General features: G+C 68.6%; 18 protein-coding genes and 1 pseudogene. 10 read left to right on the top strand and 9 right to left on the bottom strand.

From position 1 onward, the window contains the following. Positions 1–74: 74 nt before the first annotated feature. From TR33_RS19400 to TR33_RS19385, 5 genes and pseudogenes are all read left to right on the top strand, one after another. A complete protein-coding gene (locus TR33_RS19400; protein WP_042284600.1) occupies positions 75–305 on the top strand; it encodes a hypothetical protein in 231 nt (76 codons plus the stop codon). Between the two features lie 665 nt (positions 306–970). Then, positions 971–1,522: pseudogene (locus tag TR33_RS27290) on the top strand (AraC family transcriptional regulator ligand-binding domain-containing protein); the annotation flags it as partial. 112 nt (positions 1,523–1,634) lie between these two features. Continuing rightward, entirely contained in the window at positions 1,635–2,030 is a 396-nt protein-coding gene (locus TR33_RS27285; protein WP_234305900.1) for a helix-turn-helix domain-containing protein, read from the top strand. A gap of 41 nt (positions 2,031–2,071) precedes the next feature. Beyond that, on the top strand, positions 2,072–3,082 hold the full coding sequence (locus tag TR33_RS19390; protein WP_042284598.1) for an NADP-dependent oxidoreductase: 1,011 nt from the start codon (positions 2,072–2,074) through the stop codon (positions 3,080–3,082). A gap of 31 nt (positions 3,083–3,113) precedes the next feature. Next, entirely contained in the window at positions 3,114–3,698 is a 585-nt protein-coding gene (locus TR33_RS19385; protein WP_017536067.1) for an NAD(P)H oxidoreductase, read from the top strand. Positions 3,699–3,944: 246 nt separating this feature from the next. Here the strand turns inward: TR33_RS19385 and dnaB are convergent, their stop codons facing one another. After that, entirely contained in the window at positions 3,945–5,297 is a 1,353-nt protein-coding gene (gene dnaB, locus TR33_RS19380) for a replicative DNA helicase (RefSeq protein WP_014911375.1), read from the bottom strand. A 348-nt stretch (positions 5,298–5,645) separates the two neighbouring features. On the opposite strand from dnaB, the gene TR33_RS19375 reads away from it, so the two are divergent. Then, positions 5,646–6,995 (top strand): MATE family efflux transporter, encoded by a 1,350-nt coding sequence (locus tag TR33_RS19375; RefSeq protein WP_017536069.1) that lies wholly within the window; start codon positions 5,646–5,648, stop codon positions 6,993–6,995. A gap of 44 nt (positions 6,996–7,039) precedes the next feature. Here the strand turns inward: TR33_RS19375 and TR33_RS19370 are convergent, their stop codons facing one another. The 6 genes from TR33_RS19370 to TR33_RS19345 form a co-directional block, all read right to left on the bottom strand. Further along, positions 7,040–7,873: a peptidoglycan recognition protein family protein gene (locus TR33_RS19370; protein ID WP_017536070.1), complete on the bottom strand. Its 834-nt coding sequence runs from the start codon at positions 7,871–7,873 to the stop codon at positions 7,040–7,042. 181 nt (positions 7,874–8,054) lie between these two features. Next, positions 8,055–8,501, bottom strand: coding sequence for a 50S ribosomal protein L9 (rplI, locus tag TR33_RS19365; protein ID WP_014908814.1), 447 nt, complete (start codon positions 8,499–8,501; stop codon positions 8,055–8,057). 27 nt (positions 8,502–8,528) lie between these two features. Next, the gene (gene rpsR / locus TR33_RS19360; RefSeq protein ID WP_013155832.1) at positions 8,529–8,765 is read right to left on the bottom strand and encodes a 30S ribosomal protein S18; all 237 of its coding nucleotides are present in this window, start codon (positions 8,763–8,765) and stop codon (positions 8,529–8,531) included. Positions 8,766–8,873: 108 nt separating this feature from the next. Beyond that, positions 8,874–9,458, bottom strand: coding sequence for a single-stranded DNA-binding protein (locus tag TR33_RS19355; protein WP_042284593.1), 585 nt, complete (start codon positions 9,456–9,458; stop codon positions 8,874–8,876). 108 nt (positions 9,459–9,566) lie between these two features. Next, entirely contained in the window at positions 9,567–9,857 is a 291-nt protein-coding gene (rpsF, locus tag TR33_RS19350) for a 30S ribosomal protein S6 (RefSeq protein ID WP_014910833.1), read from the bottom strand. Positions 9,858–10,098: 241 nt separating this feature from the next. Then, positions 10,099–12,909 carry a transglycosylase domain-containing protein gene (locus TR33_RS19345; protein WP_042284591.1) on the bottom strand — a complete coding sequence of 937 codons (2,811 nt, stop codon included), beginning with the start codon at positions 12,907–12,909 and terminating at the stop codon, positions 10,099–10,101. 862 nt (positions 12,910–13,771) lie between these two features. On the opposite strand from TR33_RS19345, the gene TR33_RS19340 reads away from it, so the two are divergent. Together TR33_RS19340 and TR33_RS19335 are read left to right on the top strand one after the other, a co-directional pair. Beyond that, positions 13,772–14,848, top strand: a complete 1,077-nt coding sequence (locus tag TR33_RS19340) for an inositol-3-phosphate synthase (protein ID WP_017536073.1) — start codon at positions 13,772–13,774, stop codon at positions 14,846–14,848. Positions 14,849–14,914: 66 nt separating this feature from the next. Next, positions 14,915–16,207, top strand: a complete 1,293-nt coding sequence (locus TR33_RS19335; RefSeq protein ID WP_036568564.1) for an MFS transporter — start codon at positions 14,915–14,917, stop codon at positions 16,205–16,207. On the opposite strand, the gene TR33_RS19330 is transcribed toward TR33_RS19335, so the two are convergent. Further along, entirely contained in the window at positions 16,208–16,723 is a 516-nt protein-coding gene (locus TR33_RS19330; RefSeq protein ID WP_017536075.1) for a GNAT family N-acetyltransferase, read from the bottom strand. A 157-nt stretch (positions 16,724–16,880) separates the two neighbouring features. Between TR33_RS19330 and TR33_RS19325 the strand changes: the two genes are divergently transcribed. Continuing rightward, positions 16,881–17,606, top strand: coding sequence for a class I SAM-dependent methyltransferase (locus TR33_RS19325; RefSeq protein ID WP_014909823.1), 726 nt, complete (start codon positions 16,881–16,883; stop codon positions 17,604–17,606). Positions 17,607–17,615: 9 nt separating this feature from the next. Here the strand turns inward: TR33_RS19325 and TR33_RS19320 are convergent, their stop codons facing one another. Beyond that, on the bottom strand, positions 17,616–19,118 hold the full coding sequence (locus tag TR33_RS19320) for a CCA tRNA nucleotidyltransferase (protein ID WP_026125280.1): 1,503 nt from the start codon (positions 19,116–19,118) through the stop codon (positions 17,616–17,618). Positions 19,119–19,469: 351 nt separating this feature from the next. Here TR33_RS19320 and TR33_RS19315 point away from each other — a divergent pair, with 351 nt between their 5' ends. Further along, entirely contained in the window at positions 19,470–21,995 is a 2,526-nt protein-coding gene (locus TR33_RS19315) for a DUF6049 family protein (RefSeq protein ID WP_199806163.1), read from the top strand. The last annotated feature ends 166 nt before the right edge of the window (positions 21,996–22,161 follow it).

The following is a 22,161-nucleotide window of genomic DNA, read 5'->3' as shown; positions in this document are numbered from 1 at the left end:
CCCCGAATCCAATTGACTCAAAGGTGAACAGATGGTTAACATGGGTCATCCACACAGGAAACGAGGAGGGCTACATGGCACGCAGGACCGAGCACGCGCCGCACCTCTCTCGCACGTCCACCGACCGTCGGCGCACCCGCTCCGCCGCTGCGAGCCGCCGCCTCTCCGGCCTGGCTCCCGAGCCCGCGCTGGTCCCCCGACCGCGCGAGGACGCCGACGCCACCACCACGGAGCACCCGATCGTGCACTGGGTTCTGATCACCGACGAGAACGGCCGCACGCGCCCCGAGGCGCGCTGGCTCTAGATCGCAACGATCCCCGAAGGGCCGTCCGCATCGCGCGGGCGGCCCTTCGTCATGCCCGACTCCACTCGCATCGACCAATCGGCGCGACATGAATGACGAATACGGACGTCCAGATCACCCCTCTTGAAGTGACATCAAGGGTGATACCCGTCTCATCCCTCCTCCCTGAATGATAAATAAACGAACCGTATCGTCTTATTTATGGAGCACCGACTCTCCCTGAAGCCGACATACGGGACACCCGCCCATCGCCCTCGGCCCGGCCCACGCCCTCACGGGGCGCCGCCCTCGGCCGGTGCCCCCACCTCGCGGCCAGGACGACCCTCGCCTTCCCACGGCGACCGACCCCTTTCGGACACCCATGAATCCGCGATCCACTGTCCGAAACCGACCCCCGCCCCCTAGGCCAGGACGCCGTCTCGCCCATGGGAGGACAGCGACATCGGATCGACGCGGTCCGGCCGGACAACGCGGCGGAGCCTCACCGGGCACGCGCCGCGCAGGAAGCGGGCCCTCACGGATGTCTCATCGACAAATCCCCTTGTCGACTTTTCGGTCTACACATAAATCAGAAAATAGAGCGACCGATACCTGGGAAAGCAGTCCACGAAAGACGCACCCCCAAGGACAAAACCGCACGATAAAGGCAAGAATAGGATGCTTCCATGATCGATGGAACGTCCTCGACCGCCCTGGTCCGTCTGGTCCGCGACACCGCGCTGGCCTCCGGGGTGTCCGCACCGCTCATCACCGCGTTACCCGGCGCGACATCACTCGACGACGACCGTCTCCGCATCCCCCTGACCACTCTGGGCCGCCTGTGGGAGCTGCTGGCCTACTCCCTCCCCGAAGGGACCGCGGGGCTACGCGTCGCCGAGTCCGCCCGATTGGGCAGCATGCCCGCCTGGGACTACCTCCTGGTCAACGGGGTCGACCTCGGTGACGCCCTCTCCGAAAGCCTCCCCTACCACCGTGTCGTCACCGCCGCCGAGGAGCACTTCGAGGTCCATGACCGCGACGGTGCCGTCGAGATCGAATACCGCACGACCATCGACGACCCCCGTACCTCGGCCGCCGTCCACGAGTACGTCCTCGCCTACTACCTACGTCGGGCACGCGAGGCCACCCGCCGGGACATCGTGCCCGCCAAGGTCACCTTCGGCCACGCCGCCCCTCCGCACCACGGACCTCTCGTCCGCTCCTTCGGCACCGACCGCATCGAGTTCGAGGCCGAGAGGGACACCATCCTCTTCGCCGCAGAGGACGCGCACGTCCCCCCTGCCCGACTCCGACCCCCGCCTGGCCGCGCTGCTCCGCGACCACGCCGGAATGCTGTTGGAGACCTCACGCCCCCTCCCCGATTGGCGGGAGCACTTCCGCATCGCCTTGGAGAGCGAGCTCGACCTGGGTGCTCCGACCCTGGACGCCGTGGCCGCCCGACTCGTCCTGAGCCCGCGCACCCTCCAACGCAAACTCTCCGAGCACGGGACGACCTGGCGGGCGGAGGTGGACACGGCCCGATACCAACGGGCCCGCCGCCTCCTGGCCCAGGACCTCCCCGTCGACACGATCGCCGCCCGACTGGGATTCACCGACGACCGCGCGCTGCGCAAGGCCTTCCACCGTTGGAGCGGCCACTCCCCCGGCCGGGAACGACGACGCCTGACACGTACGGACCGGTTCGTGGCGCCCGCGGACCTGGGACGGGAGATCGTGCGCTCCTAGATTCGAAGGTGTCGACAGGACACCCGAGAAAGGCGCACACCATGCACTCCCTGCCCACCACCACCCGCGAGATCCACCTGGTCGCCCGCCCCGTCGGCGCCCCCGGCGACGAGCACTTCACCCTCACCGAGGTCCGTATCCCCGAACTCGCCGAGGGACAGATCCTGGTCCGCAACACCTGGATGTCGGTCGACCCCTACATGCGGGGCCGCATGGACGACGCTCCCTCCTACATCCCTCCCTTCGAACTCGGCGCCCCACTGGAGGGCAGCGCGATCGGCGAGGTCATCGCCTCCCGAGCGGACTCGATCCCGGTGGGCGCGCACGTCTCCCATTTCCTCGGCTGGCGCGAGCACTCCGTGGTCGACGCGACGGGCGCCGTGGTGGTGGACATCGACCCGGTCCCCTCCTCCGCCTATCTGGGGCCGCTCGGTACCACCGGCTTGACCGCCTACCTGGCACTCACCGAGATCGCCCCCGTCAACGAGGGCGACACCGTCTATGTCTCCGCCGCCGCGGGCGCCGTGGGAAGCGTCGCGGGACAGATCGCCCGCCGTCTGGGCGCCGCCCGTGTCGTGGGTTCGGCCGGCGGCCCGGAGAAGACGGCCCTTCTGACCACCGAGTTCGGCTATGACGCGGCGATCGACCGCCGAGAGGGCGATCTCGCGAAGAGCCTGGGCGAGGCCGCCCCCGACGGGATCGACGTCTACCTCGACTCCGTGGGAGGCGACCACCTCGACGCCGCCCTGGAGGCGATGAACCCGCGTGGCCGCGTGGCCCTGGTCGGCGCGATCAGCGGCTACAACGCGACCGGCCCTCTCGCCGGACCCGACCTGTACCGGGCCGCCACCAAGGAGTTGAGCCTGCGGGGCATGATCGTCGGCCACTACCTGGACCGGTTCCCCGAATTCCACGCCAAGGCCATGCCGTGGCTGCTCGACGGCACCCTGCGCACCCGGGAGACCGTGCTCGACGGCCTCGAGAACGCCACGAAGGCGTTCTTCGGAGTTCTGGACGGTGCCAACACCGGAAAGATGCTCGTCCGTCTCTGACCCCGCCCCGGCGACTCGAAGGAGCCCCGTCATGCACGCACTCGTCGTCCGGTCCCACCCGAGAACCGACTCCCTCACCACCGCGGTCGCGGAACGCGTCACCGAACGGCTGACCGACGAGGGATACACCGTGGACCCCCTCGACCTTCACGGAGAGGGTTTCGACCCGGTCCTGCCTCCTGAGGACGAACCCGACTGGACCGACCCGAACAAGGCGTACACGCCCGAAACCCGGGAGCACATGGCCCGCGTGTCCGCCGCCGACCTGATCGTGGTCGTCTTCCCGGTCTGGTGGTTCTCCCTCCCCGCCATGGCCAAGGGCTGGATCGACCGGGTGTGGAACCGGGGGTTCGCCTACGAACCGAGCACCCTCCACGGCAAACGGATGCTCTGGATCGGCCTGGCCGGCGGATCCGCGAGCTCCTACGCCGAGCACGGATTCGACCGGTCCCTGGAGATCCAGCTCGGGGACGGGATCTCCCGGTTCTGCGGAATCTCCGACGCGTTCGTGCACCTGATGTACGACAGTCTCGGCTCCCCCGACCTGGAGGCCGTGGACCGGAGCCTGAACCGGATGCTCGTTCGAGAGCCGGCGGAACGACTCCCGGTGTCCTGACCTCGAAGACAGGGAGCACCGCATCGACAAATCTCTTTGTCGACTTTTCGGCCATCACATAAACAGAATTACAGAGCGACCAATATTGCGGGGCGTGGCCTGGACAGGCCGCGCCCCGCATACGTTCACATCACATCATCCCAGATCAAGAAGGGTGAATCATCCGCTTGAAGGCATGGTGTCCATCTTCGGTCGAAACACCCTCATCGAGCCGCCCCAGAAGAACGACTCGTCACGAGATCGGGATCAGCTCGGCGCCATGTCCACGAAACGGCTGTAGTGACCCTGGAAGGCCACCGTCACGTCGGCGGTCGGGCCGTTACGGTGCTTGGCCACGATGATGTCCGCCTCGCCCGCGCGCGGCGACTCCTTATCGTGCACGTCCTCGCGGTAGAGCAGGATCACCATGTCCGCGTCCTGCTCGATCGATCCGGACTCACGCAGGTCGGAGACCTGGGGGCGCTTATCGGTACGCTGCTCGGGACCACGGTTGAGCTGGGAGAGCGCCACCACCGGCACCTCCAGCTCCTTGGCCAGGAGCTTGAGCGAACGCGACATCTCCGAGACCTCCTGCTGACGGCTCTCCACCCTGCCCGGCGAGCTCATCAGCTGGAGGTAGTCGACGATCACGAGCTTGAGGTCGTGCTGCTGCTTGAGCCGTCGGCACTTGGCCCGGATCTCCATCATCGACATGTTCGGGGAGTCGTCGATGAACAGTGGCGCGCTCGCCACCTCGCCCATGCGTCTGGCCAGGCGGGCCCAGTCGTCATCGGTCATCAACCCCGACCGCATGGTGTGCAGCGGCACCCTCGCCTCCGCCGAGAGCAGACGCATGACGATCTCGTTGCGCCCCATCTCCAGGCTGAAGAAGACCGAGGTCATCTCGTGCTTGATGGACGCCGCACGCGCGAAATCCAAGGCCAGGGTCGATTTACCTACAGCCGGGCGGGCGGCGATGATGACCATCTGACCGGGGTGGAGGCCGTTGGTGAGGGCGTCGAAGTCGGCGAAGCCGGTGGGCACACCGGTCATGCTGCCGTCGTTGGCGCCGATCGCCTCGATCTCGTCCAGGGCGCCCGGCATGATGTCGCCGAGGACGACGTAGTCCTCGCCCGTGCGTTTCTCGGCGACCTTGTAGATCTCGGCCTGGGCGTGGTCGACCAGGTCGTCCACCTCGCCGTCGCCGGAGTAGCCGATCTGCGCGATACGGGTGCCCACCTCGACCAGGCGTCGCAGGACGGCGCGGTCGGAGACGATCTTGGCGTAGTAACCGGCGTTGGCCGCTGTGGGGATGGCCTCGGTCAGGGTGTGCAGGTAGGGGGCCCCGCCGACGCGGGCGGCCTCGCCGCGTTTGGTCAGTTCGGCGTTGACCGAGATGGCGTCGACCGGTTCGCCGCGGGAGAAGAGGTCGACGACGCTCTCGTAGATGATCTGGTGGGCCGGGCGGTAGAAGTCCGCGGAGCGGATGATCTCCACGACCTGGCTGATGGCGTCCTTGGACAGGAGCATGCCGCCCAGGACGCTCTGTTCCGCCTGGATGTCATGGGGTGGGGTGCGCTCGTATCCGCCTTCTTCAGGTGGTTGCTCAGCGACACTCACGAACTCTCCCCCACACCGGCAACGTGCGCCGACCCCGGTTCGGGCCGTCCTCTCCAGGATGCCCCATCCCGAAGACGGAGGAGGCCGTGGAGGCACCCTGTGGAAAGCCCTTTACCATCACATCCGGAGCCCTGTGGGGCATTGTGCGGACAGGTTGTGCACATCACCTGTGGATAACTTTTCCCTGTGCCGGCTATACCCGCTTTGAACTGCGAAAACGCAGTTCCCGGCCAAGACGCGCAAGATGTCTCACAGAGGGGCTTTCCACAGGTTATCCACAGGCTTACGACCTCCTGTGGAAAACTTCACCCACCCGATCGAACGTCTGTCCGGTACTGTTGCCCCGTCATGGCCACTCTGCTCTCCGCCGCTCCGTTCCGGCATCGCCACGACCGCGAGATCTTCGCTCTCGCCGTCCCCACCTTCTTCGCCCTCATCGCCGAACCGCTCTTCCTCCTGACCGACACCGCGATCGTCGGCAGTCTCGGAACCCAGGCGATCGGCGGACTCGGCGTCGCGGGCCAGGTCCTGCTGACCCTCGCGGCGGTGTGCATCTTCCTCGCCTATGGGACCACCGCGGCCGTGTCCCGCAAGTTCGGCGCGGGCGACATCCCCGGCGGTATGCGTGACGGGATCGACGGCCTCTGGCTCGCCGTGATCCTCGGTGTCGTCGCGATCGGCATCGGCTGGCCACTGGGCCCCTGGATGATCGACCTCCTCGGGGCCTCCCCCGAGGTGGCGCCCTACGCGCTGACCTATCTGCGGATCAGTCTGTTGAGCACGCCGTTCCTGCTGATCATCATGGCCGGGACCGGTGTGCTGCGCGGCCTTCAGGACGCCCGTACCCCGTTGGTGGTGGCGGTCGCCTCCTATATCGGCAACGCGGTGCTCTGCGCGACCTTCGTACTGGTGCTGGACTGGGGCATCGCCGGTTCCGCGTGGTCGACGGTGCTGGCCCAGGGCGCGGGGGCGTTCTGGTACGTGGCGTCCATCGCCCGGTCGGCCCGGCGGGAGGGTGTCTCCCTGGCTCCGAGCGTGGCGGGGCTGCGCGCCTCGGCCTCGGCCGGGTTCGCGTTGTTCCTGCGCAGTGTGTCCATGCGTGTGGTGGCGCTGGTGACCACGGCGGTGGCGGCCCGGCTGGGCGACGAGTCGATCGCGGCGCACCAGGTGAGCTACAACCTGTGGGCGCTTCTGGTGTTCGCGATGGACGCCATCGCCATCGCGGGGCAGTCGATCGTGGGGCGTTATCTGGGGGCGGGGGACGTGCGCGGCACGCGGGCCGCCACCCGTCGCATGGTCGAGTGGGGTGTACTGGCGGGACTGGCCTTCACCGTGGTGGTGTTCCTGGTCCTGCCCTGGGCCCACCTTCCCTTCACCTCGGATCCGAAGGTGGCCTCGTTGATCACGGCCTCGTTGGTGGTCGTGGCGCTGATCCAACCGCTCAGCGGGGTGACGATGGTGCTCGACGGGGTTCTGATGGGTGCCGGCGACCAGCGTTACCTGGCCTGGGCCTCTCTGTGGACGATGCTGATCTTCCTCCCGTTCGCCCTGGTCCTGCCGTCGTTGGCGACCTCCCAGACCTGGGGGCTGGTCGGTCTCTGGGTCGCCTTCTCGGTATGGATCGTGGCGCGGGCGGTCACCCTGGGCCTGCGGGCCCGCGGTACCGCCTGGCTGGTGACCGGGGCCACCCGGGGCTGACGCCCTGAGGCGTGGGGAGGGGCCGGTCTCCCGGCCCCCGCGACTCAGCGCCCGGTGTCGAGGTCCCCGAGCGTGGGACCGTGGTAGAAGGCGGCGACGCGTTCGTTGGAGGGCGCCTCCGGGAAGCCCGGGAGGCGGGACGGGTCGATGCCCCGCGTAGCCTGGCGGCTCATGTCCCCGAGTTGCTTCCTGAGCCTGCTTCCGACGTCGTCGCGCAGCTTGGGGAGCATCGAGTAGAGCTTGTCGCCCGGGCAGTTCGTGGAGTTGTAGTCGCGGTGGCCCACGATCGCCTCCCGGGGGTCCAACCCGTAGACGGCGCACAGCCAGACACAGGTCTCCACCAGGGAGGACATCAGGGCGGCGGGCGGGGTCTCCGACGAGTACGTGCCCTCGTTCTCGATACCGATGGTGTGCGAGTTGTGGTTCGCGGTGTGCGCGCCGATGACGTGGCCACCGTCGCGGATCGCCTTGAAGGAGTTGTCGCGGCCCTCCATGATGTGGCCGCCTCGGCTGATCGTCAGTTGCTGTCCGGTGTCGGTCCAGCCGTTGTTGTCCATGTGGTGGCGTTGGATCGAGCGCGACAGTGCGGCGGCGTGGCTCGCGGAGGTGTCCGATGCGTTCCCGGTCGCGGTGTGGTGGACGACGATGTGGGTCGGGGCCTGCGACTGGATCGAGATCGGCGACTTGGGCGCGCGCGCCTTCCAGTCGGATCGGGTGTACAGCCTGGGTTCGGCCGCGGCGGCCGCCGATCCCACCGCGGAGATCCCCAGCGCGCCACCGAGGAGTACGCCTCCGGTGGCCAGGGCCGTGCCGCGCAGCATCGTCCTTCGGTCCACCGCCAGGGGGTGGTCGGTCTCGGATCGTTTCTCAACGGCCATCGGTATGTTGTCCTCTCCGTGCGGAGCGTCGCGGAAGGCGACACGACACAGAGAACACGATAGGTTACAAACAGTAATCAAAGAGGATGTACGACCGGGCGTGTCCCGTGAACGACGAAGGCCCCGCCCCTCCAGAGGAGGGACGGGGCCGCGAGACCGTGGCCGGTCACCGGGTCCGTGGTCAGACGCCGGCGATGTCCAGCTTGATCGTGGCGACGACCTCGGGGTGCAGGCGGACCTGGACCTTGTGGGCGCCGACCGACTTGATCGGGTTCTTGATCTCGATACGACGCTTGTCCAGCTCGGGACCGCCGGCGACCTTGACGGCCTCGGCGACGTCCGCGGGCGTGACCGAACCGAACAGACGGCCGCCTTCGCCGGCGCGCTGCTTCAGGCGCACGGTCAGGGCACCGACCTGGCCGGCGACCTGCTGGGCCTCGTCCAGGGTGCGGATGTCACGCGCCTTGCGGGCACGCTGGATCAGGTCGATCTGCTTCTGACCGCCACGGGTCCACCGAATGGCGAACCCTCGGGGCAGCAGGTAGTTGCGACCGTAACCGTTCTTCACCTCGACGACATCGCCGGGGGCTCCGAGACCGTTGACCTCGTGGGTCAAAATCAGCTTCACGACTAAAACCTCCCTCGGATATCGCCGCTAGCGAGCGGTGCTGGTGTAGGGCAGCAGGGCCACCTCGCGCGCGTTCTTGATCGCGGTCGCGACGTCGCGCTGGTGCTGGGTGCAGTTACCCGTGACGCGGCGGGCACGGATCTTGCCGCGCTCGGAGATGAACTTGCGGAGAAGCGTGGTGTCCTTGTAGTCGATGTAGGACTGCTTCTCCTGGCAGAAGAGGCAAACCTTCTTCTTGGGCTTGCGCGCTGCCGGCTTAGCCATCGTGGTGCTCCTTCGCAAGAGCCCCGGGGTCCTCCCGGGGATGGGCTGGGACATGGAAGAGATGACTCGGCGGTTCCGGACCGCCGGGTCGGGTGTGGTGGTACCGGTCTAGAACGGCGGTTCGTCGGAGAAGCCTCCGCCGCCACCGCCGCCGAAGCCTCCGCCGCCACCACCGTTGGTCGCCCACGGGTCGTCGGCCGGGGGACCGCTGCGGCCGCCCTGGCCACCCTGCGGGCCGCCGAAGCCGCCGCCCTGGTTCCCGTAGCCGCCGCCCTGGGGCTGGCCGCCACCGAAACCGCCACCGCCGCCGCCGAAGCCGCCGCCCTGGCGCTGCGTCTTGGTCACCTTGGCGGTGGCGCTGCGCAGGGCCGGACCGACCTCTTCGACGTCGACCTCGAAAACGGTGCGCTTCTCGCCCTCGCGGGTCTCATAGGAACGCTGCCGCAGACGGCCCTGCACGATGACGCGCATGCCGCGCTGAAGGCTTTCGGCCACGTTCTCCGCGTACTGTCGCCACACCGAGCAGGTGAGGAACATGGACTCGCCGTCCTTCCACTCCCCCGACTGACGGTCGAAGGTGCGGGGCGTCGAGGCCACACGGAAGCTGGCGACCGCGGCTCCACTGTTCGTGAAGCGCAGTTCAGGGTCGTCGACGAGGTTGCCGACGAGCGTGATCTGGGTTTCGCCTGCCATGATCGGCTCCGGTTCGAGATAGTTCGGTTCAGGCGGTTACGCCTGTCCCCGCATCATCCTCGTCACCGAGGACAGAAACAGGGACAGGGGGGACGGGCACCGGGGTGCCTAGTGAACCTCGGGACGCAGAACCTTGGTGCGGAGCACGGCCTCGGCGATGCCGAGCTGACGCTCGAGCTCCTTGACCGTGGCGGGCTCGGCGGTCAGGTCGATGACCGCGTAGATGCCTTCGGAGTTCTTCTCGATGTCGTAGGCGAGACGACGCTTGCCCCAGATCTCCGTCTTCTCGACCGAGCCGCCGTCGTTGCGGACGACGCCGAGGAAGTTCTCCAGCGACGGGGCGACGGTGCGCTCGTCGAGGTTCGGGTCGAGGATGATCATGATTTCGTAACGACGCATAGGCGTACGTTCCTCCTCTGGACTGTCGCGGCCATGGAATCTCCATGGCAGGAGGGCAGGAGCCCGGGGTTTTCACCGCCCCGTTCGGAGTGGGGCGGCCGCACAGGCTCTGAGCCATACGGGAGCCAAGATTACCAGCAGCGGCGTACCACCGGTGTTGCCCCCGTTGGGAACGGCGAAGGGCCGGTGCCGGAGGGTCTCCCCTCAGGCACCGGCCCTCATCATCGCCGGGTCCGCCGGATCACTCGCGCGGTCGGATCAGCCCCGCGGGGCCGTTCCCCGGCTGTCCGGGGCCGCCGTTTTCGCCACCGTTGTCACCGCCGTCGTCCTCTTCCTCACAGGGCGGGGTCCAAGGCCAGTTTCCACAGTCATCGGGGTTGTCGGTCTCCCCGCCGTCCTCGCAACCGACCTCCCAGGGATCGCACTCCTCCGGCTCGTCGCTGGGCTCGTCGCTCGGCTCGTCGCTGGGCTCCTCGCTCACCTCTTCGCTGGGCTCGTCGCTGGGCTCGTCGCTGGGCTCCTCGCTCGGCGGCGGCGTGGGCAGGAAGCTCTGGTCCTCGCCGACCCACTGGGGCGGCGGGAACTGCTGGTGCTCCTGGCCGGCCATGGCGACCTCCATGTAGGCCTTCCAGACCATCGCGGAGGTGGTACCGCCGTAGACATCGCCGAAATCGGTGCCGAAGTCCAGCGGCTGGCCGCTGTGGCGGCTCAGCCCCACGGCCGTGGAGAGCTGGGGGGTGTACCCGGAGAACCAGGCCGAGACCGCGTCGGAGGAGGTACCGGTCTTACCGGCCACCGGCCGTCCGTCGTCGAGCGCGGCTCTGCTCGCACCACCGTTGAGCACGGCCTCCTGCATGGCGTAGGTGGCGTCGGCCGCGACCCCCTCGGGGAGGACCTCGGTCCCGGTCTCCAGCTCGGTCTTGTCGTCCGGTTCGAGGACCTTGCCGTCGGCCGTCTGGACCTCGGTGACCATGTGCGCCGGGAAGTGGCGCCCTTGAGCCGCGAAGGTCGCGTAGCTGCTGGCCATGTCGAGGGAGTTCACCTGGTGGGTGCCCAGGGCGACGAGCGGACCGACCGTGGAGGTGGTGCTCCGGGCCGGATCGACGCCCATCTCGATCGCGAGCTCGTCGACGCGGGTCTCGCCGACCTCGATCGCCAGTTCCACGAAGCTCGTGTTCACCGAGTCGGCGGTGGACTGGATGAGGTCGACCGGACCGTAGTCGACGTTGTTGGAGTTGTGCACCGGGCTGGCCAGTCCGGGGAACTCGCGCGCGTTGTCGCCGTCGAACTGGCTGCGCAGGCCGATGCCGTCCATCAGCGCGCGCGCCAGGACGTAGGGCTTGTAGGCCGAACCCGCCTGGGTCTGGTGGACCAGGGAGTTGTTGATCACCGTGGCGACGTCGGGGCCGCCGTTGAAGGCGACGATCTCACCGGTGGAGGGGTCCACCGAGGTCAGGCTCCGCATGGTGTCGTCGGCGGCACCCTCGGGCAGGACGCTGAAGGCCTCCTCGGCCGCGTCCATCAGCTCCTTGTCCAGGGAGGTCTTGATGACCAGACCCTCGGTGGCGATCTTGGCGCCGGTCACGCCTTCCTCGGTGTAGCGCCGTTCGACCTCTTCGATCACGGCCTGACGGACGTAGCCCTGTTGGGGATCGGCCGCCTCCTCCGGGTTGTACTCCAGGGTCTCGGGGATCTCCAGGTTCTGGGCCTCGGACTCGGGAAGGCCGCGTTCGCCGCCGGTCTCCTCGTACATCTGGGCGAGCTGGTTCTGGACGTAGGGCCAGCGCTCGTTCTCCAGGTAGTTCTGGGTCCAGGGGCCGAGTTCGGTGCCCTCGAAGTTGCTGGGCATCTGGATGATGATGCCGAGGTAGGCGCCCTGGGCCTCGTCGAGCTCGCTCACGCTCTTGCCGAAGTACTCCTGGGAGGCCATCTCGATACCGGAGGCGCCGCGACCGAAGTAGATCGTGTTGAGGTAGGTCGTGAGAATCTCATCGTGGGTGAGCTGCTGGTTCAGCTTGATCGCGATGAAGATCTCGCGGATCTTCCGGGTCAGGGGGGGCTGCCCGTCGAGGTCGCTGTAGTAGTTACGGGCCATCTGCTGGGTGATGGTCGAACCGCCACCGTCCTCGCCTCGGCTGAGGATGGCGCGGCCGATACCGCGGATATTGATGCCCGGGTCCTCGTAGAAGGTGCGCTGCTCGGCGGCGAGCACACCGTTGACGACCTCCTCGGGGATGTCGTCGCGGGTGATGGAGACGCGCTTGACCTCACCGGTGGTGACGGCGAGTTCCTCCTCGCCCTCCTCGCCGGCCCAGTAGATCTGGGTGGCCGAGGCGGTCTTCTCCGCGTTCTCGGTCAGGTCCCTTTCATCGGGCGCCATCGCGTAGAGGATGACGAAGGCGGCCACGCCGCCGATGATCATCAGGCCGCAGAAGGCCAGCGCGGGTTTCCAGGCCTTGGACAGGAAGCGCTTGATCCAGGGGCGGTCGTCCGGTTCCTTGTCGCGGGGGCGTCGCCGTCCGCCGCCTCCACCACCGGAGCCGCGTCCGCCTCTGCCGGAACCCCGGCCTCCTTCGGAGCGGGCACCGTGCTCACGGTCGCGAGGGTCACGGGGCCCGGAACCGGCACGCCGGCGGCCTCCCGCCCGGGGGTCGTCGGGACGGCGGCGGGGGCGGTCGCCGTCCTCGGGGCGGCGCGGGCGCTGTCCGTCGGGACGGCGGCGCGGCCGGTCCCCGTCGTCGGGACGACGGCGCCGACCCTCGGGGTCACGGGGCCGTTCGCCGTCGGCGCGGCGGCGTCCGCCCTCGGGGCGCGGGCGTCCTTCGGAGCGGGCGCCGGCCTCGGGAGGGCGGGCCCTGCGCCGGGGTTCGGCTTCGTCGTTCCCCCAGAAGCCGCCTTCGTCCTCGGGGTCGGGACGGCGACGCCCACCGGCACGTTCTTCCCGTGGCGGGCCGTCGGCCCTGCGCCTTCCGCCGTTACCGCGCGGACCGTCGTCCGGGCCGTTGGCCCGGCGACGGCCGCCGTCGGCACTCCGTCGTCGTTCGGTACTCACGTGGTCCTCGATTGCCTCTCACGGCCGGTCGGCCTGACGATTCCTTGGTGGAAACGGGGGACGGTCCCCCTGGGGGATCGGTGGTTCGCGACCTGTCGCGGTATACCGGCGAGGGTCCGGGCCGGTGTGGCCTGTCTCCACCGCTACGCCTGTCGTTCAAGGCTTGATAAAGAGACGCCCACTTGAGGTCGAAGGTTTTCAACAGGTCGCGAAGACGTTGGCCGCTACTTCCTCCTGGTCGTTGGCCTGCGGGTGCGTTTGCCCCTGTCATCGGCGCTTCGAGCCGACGTGAACGTCGCCGCGGCGGTGGCTTCGTTCCGGGTTCCTACCGGCCGCACACGCAAAGCAAAGGTCACGTTAGAGCGACCGAACGGTAGAGCACAACCCACGCGCGAGAGTATCGCGTGCTTTCACCGTGATCGTCACCTTGCACCGGAATACACACATCCCCGCTGCTCAGAGGTGGTGCGAACTTTCGCGGGCGCCGTTGTGATCGCGGACACTCCCGTTACCCGAGAGGGGGCGGGGCCTTCGGTGACCGGCGAGGTCGGGACCGGTGCCGCGCGCCGGCCGGGAGACCGCGGGGATTCTTACCCTCGTGTGAACATCACGTTTCCGCCGCACCCCGCCGGAGACGGCTCACATGACAGGCAAAGATAGAGTCATAGCAGAACAAACCAGCCGGACATTCACAGTTCACCCCCCGTGGTCGACCACCATGAGGGGGAACAGAACCGCCGTGTGCGCTGCTGACCACATACGGGATACGGACGCAGGACGACGAGCCCCGGACCGCTTCGGCGCGGGCCCGTCGCCATGCGCTGTGGAATCCATGTTCACCAAGAAGAAGGAGCAAGGACCAATGGGTTCGGTACGTGTAGCCGTCGTGGGCGTCGGCAACTGTGCGGCGTCGCTCGTCCAGGGCGTGCACTATTACAAGGACGCCGACCCGGAGTCCCGGGTGCCCGGTCTGATGCATGTCCGATTCGGCCCGTACCACGTGCGCGACATCGAGTTCGTCGCGGCCTTCGACGTGGACGCCAAGAAGGTCGGCCATGACCTGTCCGACGCCATCGTCGCGAGCGAGAACAACACCGTCAAGATCTGCGACGTCCCGCCGACCGGTGTGACCGTCATGCGGGGCCCGACCTACGACGGTCTGGGCCGGTACTACCGCGAGACCATCCAGGAGTCCTCCGAGGACGCCGTCGACGTGGTCGCCGCGCTCAAGGCCTCGAAGGCCGACGTCCTCGTCTCCTACCTCCCGGTGGGTTCCGAGGAGGCCGACAAGTTCTACGCCCAGTGCGCCATCGACGCGGGTGTCGCCTTCGTCAACGCGCTCCCCGTCTTCATCGCCTCCGACCCCGAGTGGGCCGAGAAGTTCACCAAGGCCGGGGTGCCGATCATCGGCGACGACATCAAGTCGCAGATCGGCGCGACCATCACCCACCGTGTGCTGTCCAAGCTGTTCGAGGACCGCGGCGTCGTCGTCGACCGCACCTACCAGCTCAACTTCGGCGGCAACATGGACTTCAAGAACATGTTGGAGCGCGAGCGCCTGGAGTCCAAGAAGATCTCCAAGACCCAGTCGGTCACCTCGCAGATCCCGCACGAGCTCAACGCCGGTTCCGTGCACATCGGCCCCTCGGACCACGTGCCGTGGCTGGACGACCGCAAGTGGGCCTACATCCGTCTGGAGGGTCGCGCCTTCGGCGACGTCCCGCTGAACCTGGAGTACAAGCTGGAGGTCTGGGACTCCCCGAACTCCGCGGGCATCATCATCGACGCGGTCCGCGCCGCGAAGATCGCCAAGGACCGCGGTATCGGCGGACCGATCCTGGCCCCCTCCTCCTACTTCATGAAGTCGCCGCCCGAGCAGTACAGCGACGCCGAGGCGCACGACCGTGTCGAGCGCTTCATCGAGGGCGAGAACGTCTGATCCTCCGCCCGGGGCCGTCTCCGGCCCCGGGCGTTCCTCATCCGGCGCACGCTCTACCCTGTGTCGGTGTCCTTCTTCGGTGATCTGCGCGAGGTCCTGCGGGGCCCACGTTTCCGCCGGTTGTTCGGTACCCGGTTGGTCTCGCAGTTCTCCGACGGGATCTACCAGGCCGGTCTGGCCGGTTTCGTCTTCTTCAACCCCGAGCAGCACACCGGCGCGGGCGAGGTCGCCATGGCGTTCGCCGTGCTGCTCCTCCCCTTCTCCGTGGTCGCCCCGTTCGCCGGGGTGCTCATCGACCGCATGCCGAGGCGTCAGGTCCTCTTCCTGTCCTCGCTGATCAAAGCGGCCCTGGCCACGGTGACCGCGCTCCTGATCGCCCACGGCGAGGGACCCGCGTTCTTCATCGCCGCGCTCCTGGTGTTGAGCGTCAATCGTTTCCTGCTCTCCGGGCTCTCCGCCGGCCTGCCCTACGTGGTCCCGCGCGACCGGTTGATGATGGCCAACGCCGTCACCCCCACCTGCGGCACCGTCGCCAGTTCCCTGGGCACCGGGGTCGGGTTGGCCATCGGGATGATCGGCGGGGAACGGGCCCTGGGCACCGGGATGATCCTGTTCGTCGCCGCGTTGGGCTTCGTCGGGGCCGCCCTGGTCTCGCTCACCCTGCGCTATGGGGAACTGGGTCCGCACCTGGACGAGGAGCCGGAGGAGGTCCGTGCCGCCCTGCGCAACGTGGTGGTCGGTATGACCTCGGGGGTCCGGCACGTCTGGGAGCGGGTGCCCGCCCGGGTCGGGCTGCTCACCATCGGCGGCCACCGGGTCCTGTTCGGGATCTCCACCCTGATCACACTGCTGCTGTACAACAACACCTTCACCGGTGGCGGGGTCGCCGGGATGGCCGGTTTCTCCGTGGCGGCCGGACTGCTCGCCCTCGGGTTCTTCCTCGGGGCCGTGGCCACCCCGTCGGCGACCTCACGGATCGGGGAGAACGCCTGGATCGCCTCCCTGCTCTTCGCCGCCGGGACGGCACTGCTGGTGTTCGGGCTGCCCTTCTCCCCCGCCCTGTTCCCGGTGGCCGCCTTCGTCCTGGGGTTCGTGTCCCAGGGGGTGAAGGTCACCGTCGACACCCTGGTGCAGCGCCACGTCGACGACGCCTTCCGAGGCCGGGTCTTCTCCGTCTACGACGTCCTGTTCAACGCGACCTTCGTCCTGGGCGCGGCGCTGGCCGCCGCTCTGATCCCCCCGTCGGGGACCAGTGCTCCCGTGGTCGCGGCGATGGTGATCGCCTTCCTGTCGATGGGCGCGGCCTGGACGGTACGCGCCCGCCGCGAGAACCGCCACGAGGTGACCCGGATCCCCTGATCAGGGCTCGGTCGTCTCCCGGTACAGCCGCAGGCCTCGTGCCCGGTAGTTGGCCAGGGCGTGCTCCCCGTCGAGGGAGCACGTGTGCAACCACACCCGGCGGGTCGCCTCGTGACCGGCCGGCCGCTCCCCCATCGACCAGGCGCGTCGCAGCGCCTCGGTGAGCATGTGGCCGCCGAGGCCGCGTCCGAGGAACCCGGGCAGGAGACCGAAGTAGACGATCTCGACGTCCCCGGCGTCCTGCCCCTCCAGCTCGACGTAGCCCGCCGGGGTCCCCCGTTCGTACAGGACCCAGGTCTCCACACGGAGATCCTCCGTCCGGGCACGCCACTCGTCGATCCCCCAGGAGCCGCGATCCACCCATTGGTAGTCGCGGCCGACCTCGGAGTAGAGGAAACGGGAGAGCTCGGCGGAGGGGAGCTCCGCGTGGACGAGGGCGACGTGACCCCCCGGATCGCGCCCCGGACGCAACTCGTCGGGGTCGGTGGTCTCCAGATACCAGATGGTGGTGCTCACCGGGGTATTCTCCCGATCCCCGCGTGATCGGCCGAGACCGGGGTCGACGGGGAGACCCCCGCCATGGGTCGACATATCGCCCCATCGTTCGGTGACCGGAGCGTCACCTGATGTAGTGTCCCCCGGGAGAACCCATCCACGAGCGGGAACGGTGGCCATGACCGGTGACCACGGACTCGGCGCCCCTTCGAGCTCCTTCGGGGAACGCGGGGTCGCCAAGCGGATCGAGACGGTGCGCCGACAACTCCCCGTCCGCGGCGATCGACTGCTCGACGTCGGCTGCGGAGACGGCACCTACACCGTCGAACTCGCCGGAGGATACGTGCGGGTCGACGCGGTGGACGTCGAACCCGGACGGTTGGAGTCCTTCTCCGACCGCATCGCCGGAACCGAACTGGAGGACCGGGTCGGCGTGCACAAGATGTCCGTGGACTCCCTGGCCTTCGACGCCAACACCTTCGACCGGGTCACCGCTTTCGAGGTCGTGGAACACCTCGACCACCTGGAGGAGGGACTCTCCGAGATCCGCCGGGTGCTCAAACCGGGAGGCGCCCTCTCCCTCACCACCCCCAACCGCTGGTTCCCCTTCGAGACCCACGGGGTGCTGTGGGGCGCGCGGCGCCGTTCGGCCCTGACCGCGCCCTTCCTGCCCTGGGTGCGCCCCCTGCACGACAGGATGTCGGACGCCCGCGCCTTCACCACGCAGGAGATGGGCGGGCTGTTGCGCGGCGCGGGCCTTCGCGTACGCGCCATCGACTATCTGATGCCGCCCTTCGACCGCCGCCCCCGTGCCCTCCAGCACGTGGCGGACGGGCTGGAGGGCACCCCGCTCCGGGTCTTCGGCATGGCCATGGCCGTCACCGCGGTCAAACCCGGGCTGTAGTGAGGGGGGCTAACGCTCCAGGTGGTCGGCGGCCCAGGAGCGCAGCTCGCGTTCGGCCGTCTCCTTCTCCATCGGACCGTGTTCCAGGCGCAGTTCGAGAAGGAAGCGGTAGGCCTTGCCGACCAGGGGGCCGGGGCCGACGCCGAGGATCTCCTGGATCTCGTTGCCGTCGAGGTCGGGACGGATACGGTCCAGTTCCTCCTGTTCGGCGAGGGTCTCGATGCGACGTTCGATGTCGTCGTAGGAGCGGGCGAGGGCCGCCGCCTTGCGCCGGTTGCGAGTGGTGCAGTCGGCGCGGGTGAGGATGTGCAGCCGCTCCAGCTGGTCTCCGGCGTCACGGGCGTAGCGGCGCACCGCGGAGTCGGTCCACTCCCCCTTGCCGTAGCCGTGGAACCTCAAGTGCAGGGCGACCAGGTGGCCCACCTGACCGACGACGTCCTTGGGGAAGCGCAGCGCGGTGAGCCGCTTACGGCTCATGGAGGCGCCGACCACCTCGTGGTGGTGGAAGGTCACCCGGTTGCCGCCTTCGAAGGCGCGGGTCTTGGGTTTGCCGATGTCGTGCAGGAGCGCGGCCAGACGCAGCACCAGGTCGGGCTCGTGTCCGCGCGAACGCTCCAGATCGATGGCCTGGTCGAGAACGGTGAGCGAATGCTCGTAGACGTCCTTGTGCCGGTGGTGCTCGTCGATCTCCAACCGCATCTTGGGGATCTCCGGGAGGACGTGCTCGGCGATGCCGAGGTCCACCATGAGTTCGATGCCCCGGCGCGGGTTCGGGCTGAGCAGGAGCTTGGTGAGCTCGTCGCGGACACGCTCGGCCGAGACGATGGTGAGCCGGTCGGCCATGTCGCGCGCGGCCTCGGCCACCTCGGGGGCGAGCGTGAAGTCGAGCTGGGCGGCGAAACGGACCGCGCGCATGATGCGCAGCGGGTCGTCGCTGAAGGAGTCCTCCGGCCTTCCGGGGGTGCGCAGCACCTTGGCGCGCAGATCGGCCAGACCCCCGAAGGGGTCGACGAACTCTCCGCTCGGCAACCGGACCGCCATCGCGTTCACGGTGAAGTCCCGGCGCAGCAGGTCGTCGCGGATGTCGGTGCCGTAGGACACCTCGGGCTTGCGCGACTTGGGCGAGTAGGCCTCGCTGCGATAGGTGGTGATCTCCAACTGGTCGCCGCGCTTGCGCAGACCGACGGTGCCGAACTCGATGCCGACCGTCCACACCGAGTCGGCCCAGCCGTCGACCAGTTCGAGGATGCGCTGGGGGACGGCGTCGGTGGTGAGGTCGATGTCGTTGGAGGCGCGGCCGAGCAGAGCGTCACGGACCGGACCGCCGACGAGGGCGAGCTGTTGGTCGTGCGCGGCGAACCGGTCGCCGAGTTCCTCTGAGACCGTACGCATCGAGTCGATCAGCGCGGTGATCGCGGCGCGCTGCTCACCGGTCGGCTCGTCCACGACCGAGCTCCTTCCGATGCGCTCGTCACGTGCGGTGTCGTTACTCGAAAACTCTGTGTTCGGCACACAACGCAGATTAAGTGGCCGCGCGGGCAAACCGCGAATCGTCTCCGACCTTCGGCGGAGGGTGTGGAGACCCTGGCGTGGACCCCGTGGCGGATGAAAGGCTGGCCTCACCACACGCCAGGGCGAGGGCCGCGCCAGGACCGGGGTTCGGGGAACGCGGTATCTTCGGGTGCAGTGGTGGCTTGTCACGGTCAGCCCGAGGCCACCTGCCCCGCTTCCGCCGAGCGCGCCGTGCGGGCACCCCGCTCCGTCCCCGCCCTGTCACATCCACATCCCCGGCGGGATGGACATCTGGCCCCGAATCAGGAAACCGGTCAAGCGTTGCGTCGAACTGCTCCCGTGGCCGCGGTCATGACCATGGCCGCCGCGCTGCTCCCGATACCGGCCACGCTCTCGCCCGCCTCCGCGGAGCCCGAGAACGAGGAGTCGGCCCCTCCGGTCGCCGTGGAACGGATCACCCCTTCCTCGCTCGACGAGGACAGCACCCTGCGCGTCTCGGGTGAGGTGACCAACACCACGGGCGTCTCCGTGGAGGACGTCACCGTCCGGATCCGCTACTCCAAGAACGCCTTCACCTCACGTGACGAACTCGACGGGTTCGCCTCGGGCGAGGGCCTCCAACCCGATTCACGGGGTCTGAAGAAGGAGTTCGAGGGCGAGCTGAAGCCCGACGGCACCATCGAGTACTCGCTCAGCACCCCGGTGGAGGATCTCGAGCTGGGGTCCTACGGCGTCTACCCCTTGGTGGTGGAGGCCGTCGGCGGTGACGGAGAGCCGCTGGGCGCTCAGTACACCTTCCTCCCCTACGTGGGCGAGGACGACAAGGACGTGGAACCCGTCGACCTGGCGTGGGTCTGGCCGTTGATGGACGATCCGGGTCGGGCGGACGACGACACCTTCCTCGGGGAGGGGCTCCACGACTCCGTGACCGCGGAGGGGCGTCTCGGTCGACTCTTGGAGGCCGGGGCCCAGGTTCCGCTCTCTTTCGACGTCGGGGACGAGGACCTCGTCAAGGAGCTCGGGCTGAACGAGGACCCGTCCGAGGAGGCGGAGGATCCGTCCCCCGAGGCCGGATCACCCTCTCCCGACGAGGAGCCGAGCGACTCCTCCCCCTCTCCCGAGGAGAGCGGTGAGCCTCGGGACGAGGCCTCCGCGTCGCCGGAGGACGAGGAGTCCGATGAGGACGAGGATCAGGACGGCGGCGAGAAGGAACGTTCGCCCGAACGCACCGAGGGCATCCCGGTGACCTGGGCCGTCGACCCGGGGACCATGGACGACATCCTCAGGATGGCCGCCGCCGACCACACGGTGGTCGAGGACCTCTCGGAGGTTCCGGCCGGCAGTGACCCCGAGCGGAACGAACGCGCCGCGGACCAGGCGGCGCAGGTATGGCTGCGGGAGGCCCGCGGTGTGCTCGCGGCCGACGCCGTGGTGGCGTCCTCCTACGCCGACACGGACCTGGCGTCCCTGCTGCGCAACGACATGCGCACGGACGCCGAGGCCTCGCTGAGCATCTCCAGGGAGGCTCTGCGACGTTCTCTGGCGCTGGAGGCCGATGAGCGCTTCGCCCTGCCCGCCGAGGGGTTGATGGACGAGGGCGTGCAGGAGTTGTTCTCCTCGGACGGCGCCGACCGCTTCCTGTTGACGGAGGAGGCCCTCCCGCCGGAGCCGTGGATCGACACGACCCTGACCGCCGAGGCACCGCTGCCCGCCACCGGGGCCGAGGAGGAGGGCGTGGATCCCTTCGCCCTGGTCGCCGACGCCGGTCTGACCGAGGTGCTGTCCATGCCCTCGCACGGCCCCGGGGAATCCGCGCTGGCGCTCCAACGGTTCGCCGCCGAGACCGCGATGATCGCCGGCGAGGACGGTGGGAAGGACCGCGTGGTGGTCGCCGCCCCCTCACGGGACTGGGACCCCAGCGCCGAACTCGCCGCCGGGGTGCTCAAGGCCACCGACGACCTGCCCTGGCTGTCGCCCGAGCGGCTGGACCGGGTGAAGACCCCCGATCCCGACGAGTGGGAGGACACCCGGCAGGACCTGAACTACCCCCAGGAGTCCTACGGGCAGGAGCTCAGCTCGACCTACCTCGGCCAGATCGAGGACGTGAGCCGGGACGTCCGACTGTTCAACAGCATCCTCGTCGGGGACAGCGACCCCTTCCGCCCCTCACTGGTGCGGCTGGAGTCGGTGTACTGGCGTGAGCGCGAGGCCCTGGCGGGGGCGACCCGTTCCCTCGTCAGCCAGGCCGTCCAGAGCCGCATGGAGGACGTGCGCATCATCCCGGGCGAGCCGGTCACCCTGGCCAGCCGGACCGGGATCACCGGTGTGCTCGTCGCCAACGACCTGGAGGACGAGTCCGTCTACGTGCACCTGTCGATCTTCTCGGAGAACTCCGAGCGGCTCAGCATCGGCGACTACACGTCCTCCTTCGAGATCGCCCCGGGAGCGAAGACGACGGTCTACGTTCCGCTCTCGGCCCGGATCAACGGCAGCACCACCGTGCACGTGAGCCTCCAGAACGCGGACGGCGAGCCGATCAGCCCGCAGGACACCATGCTCCAGGTGAACGCCACCGGCCTGGGGACCCAGGCTCTGCTCATCAGCGGGATCGGCCTGTTGATCCTGATCGCGGCGCTCGCCCCTCGGGCGCTGCGCAAGTGGGCCCGCCGCCAGGCGGCCAAGGCCGAGAAGAACGAGGACGGCGAGTCCCCCTCCGCCGAGACCCCCCGGGACGAGGGCGCCGAAGCCGGTGACGGCGAGGCCGCCGGGTCCGAGACCGACGAACGGTCCGACGGGACCGAGGGGTCGACTTCCCGGGACGACGGTTCCGAAGAGGCCGAGGACCGGCCCGACGACGACGGCGACGCGCGCAAGTGATCTCGCCGGCACCGCGGCCGACGGGGCGACGTTCCGACATGTCGCCCCGTCGGCCGTGTCACACCCCTTTTCCCTCCCCGGGTCCCCGGACCCGGGCTTTCCGCCCTTTCCGCGTATCCCCGCACGGAGCCGCGGTACCGATCTCCTTCCCTGCCGGACGAAAGGA

The organism is Nocardiopsis alba, assembly GCF_000710955.1.
GTDB lineage: Bacteria > Actinomycetota > Actinomycetes > Streptosporangiales > Streptosporangiaceae > Nocardiopsis > Nocardiopsis alba.
Note: the sequence above shows the minus strand (reverse complement) of the source record. Positions and strands in the feature narration are given on the sequence as shown.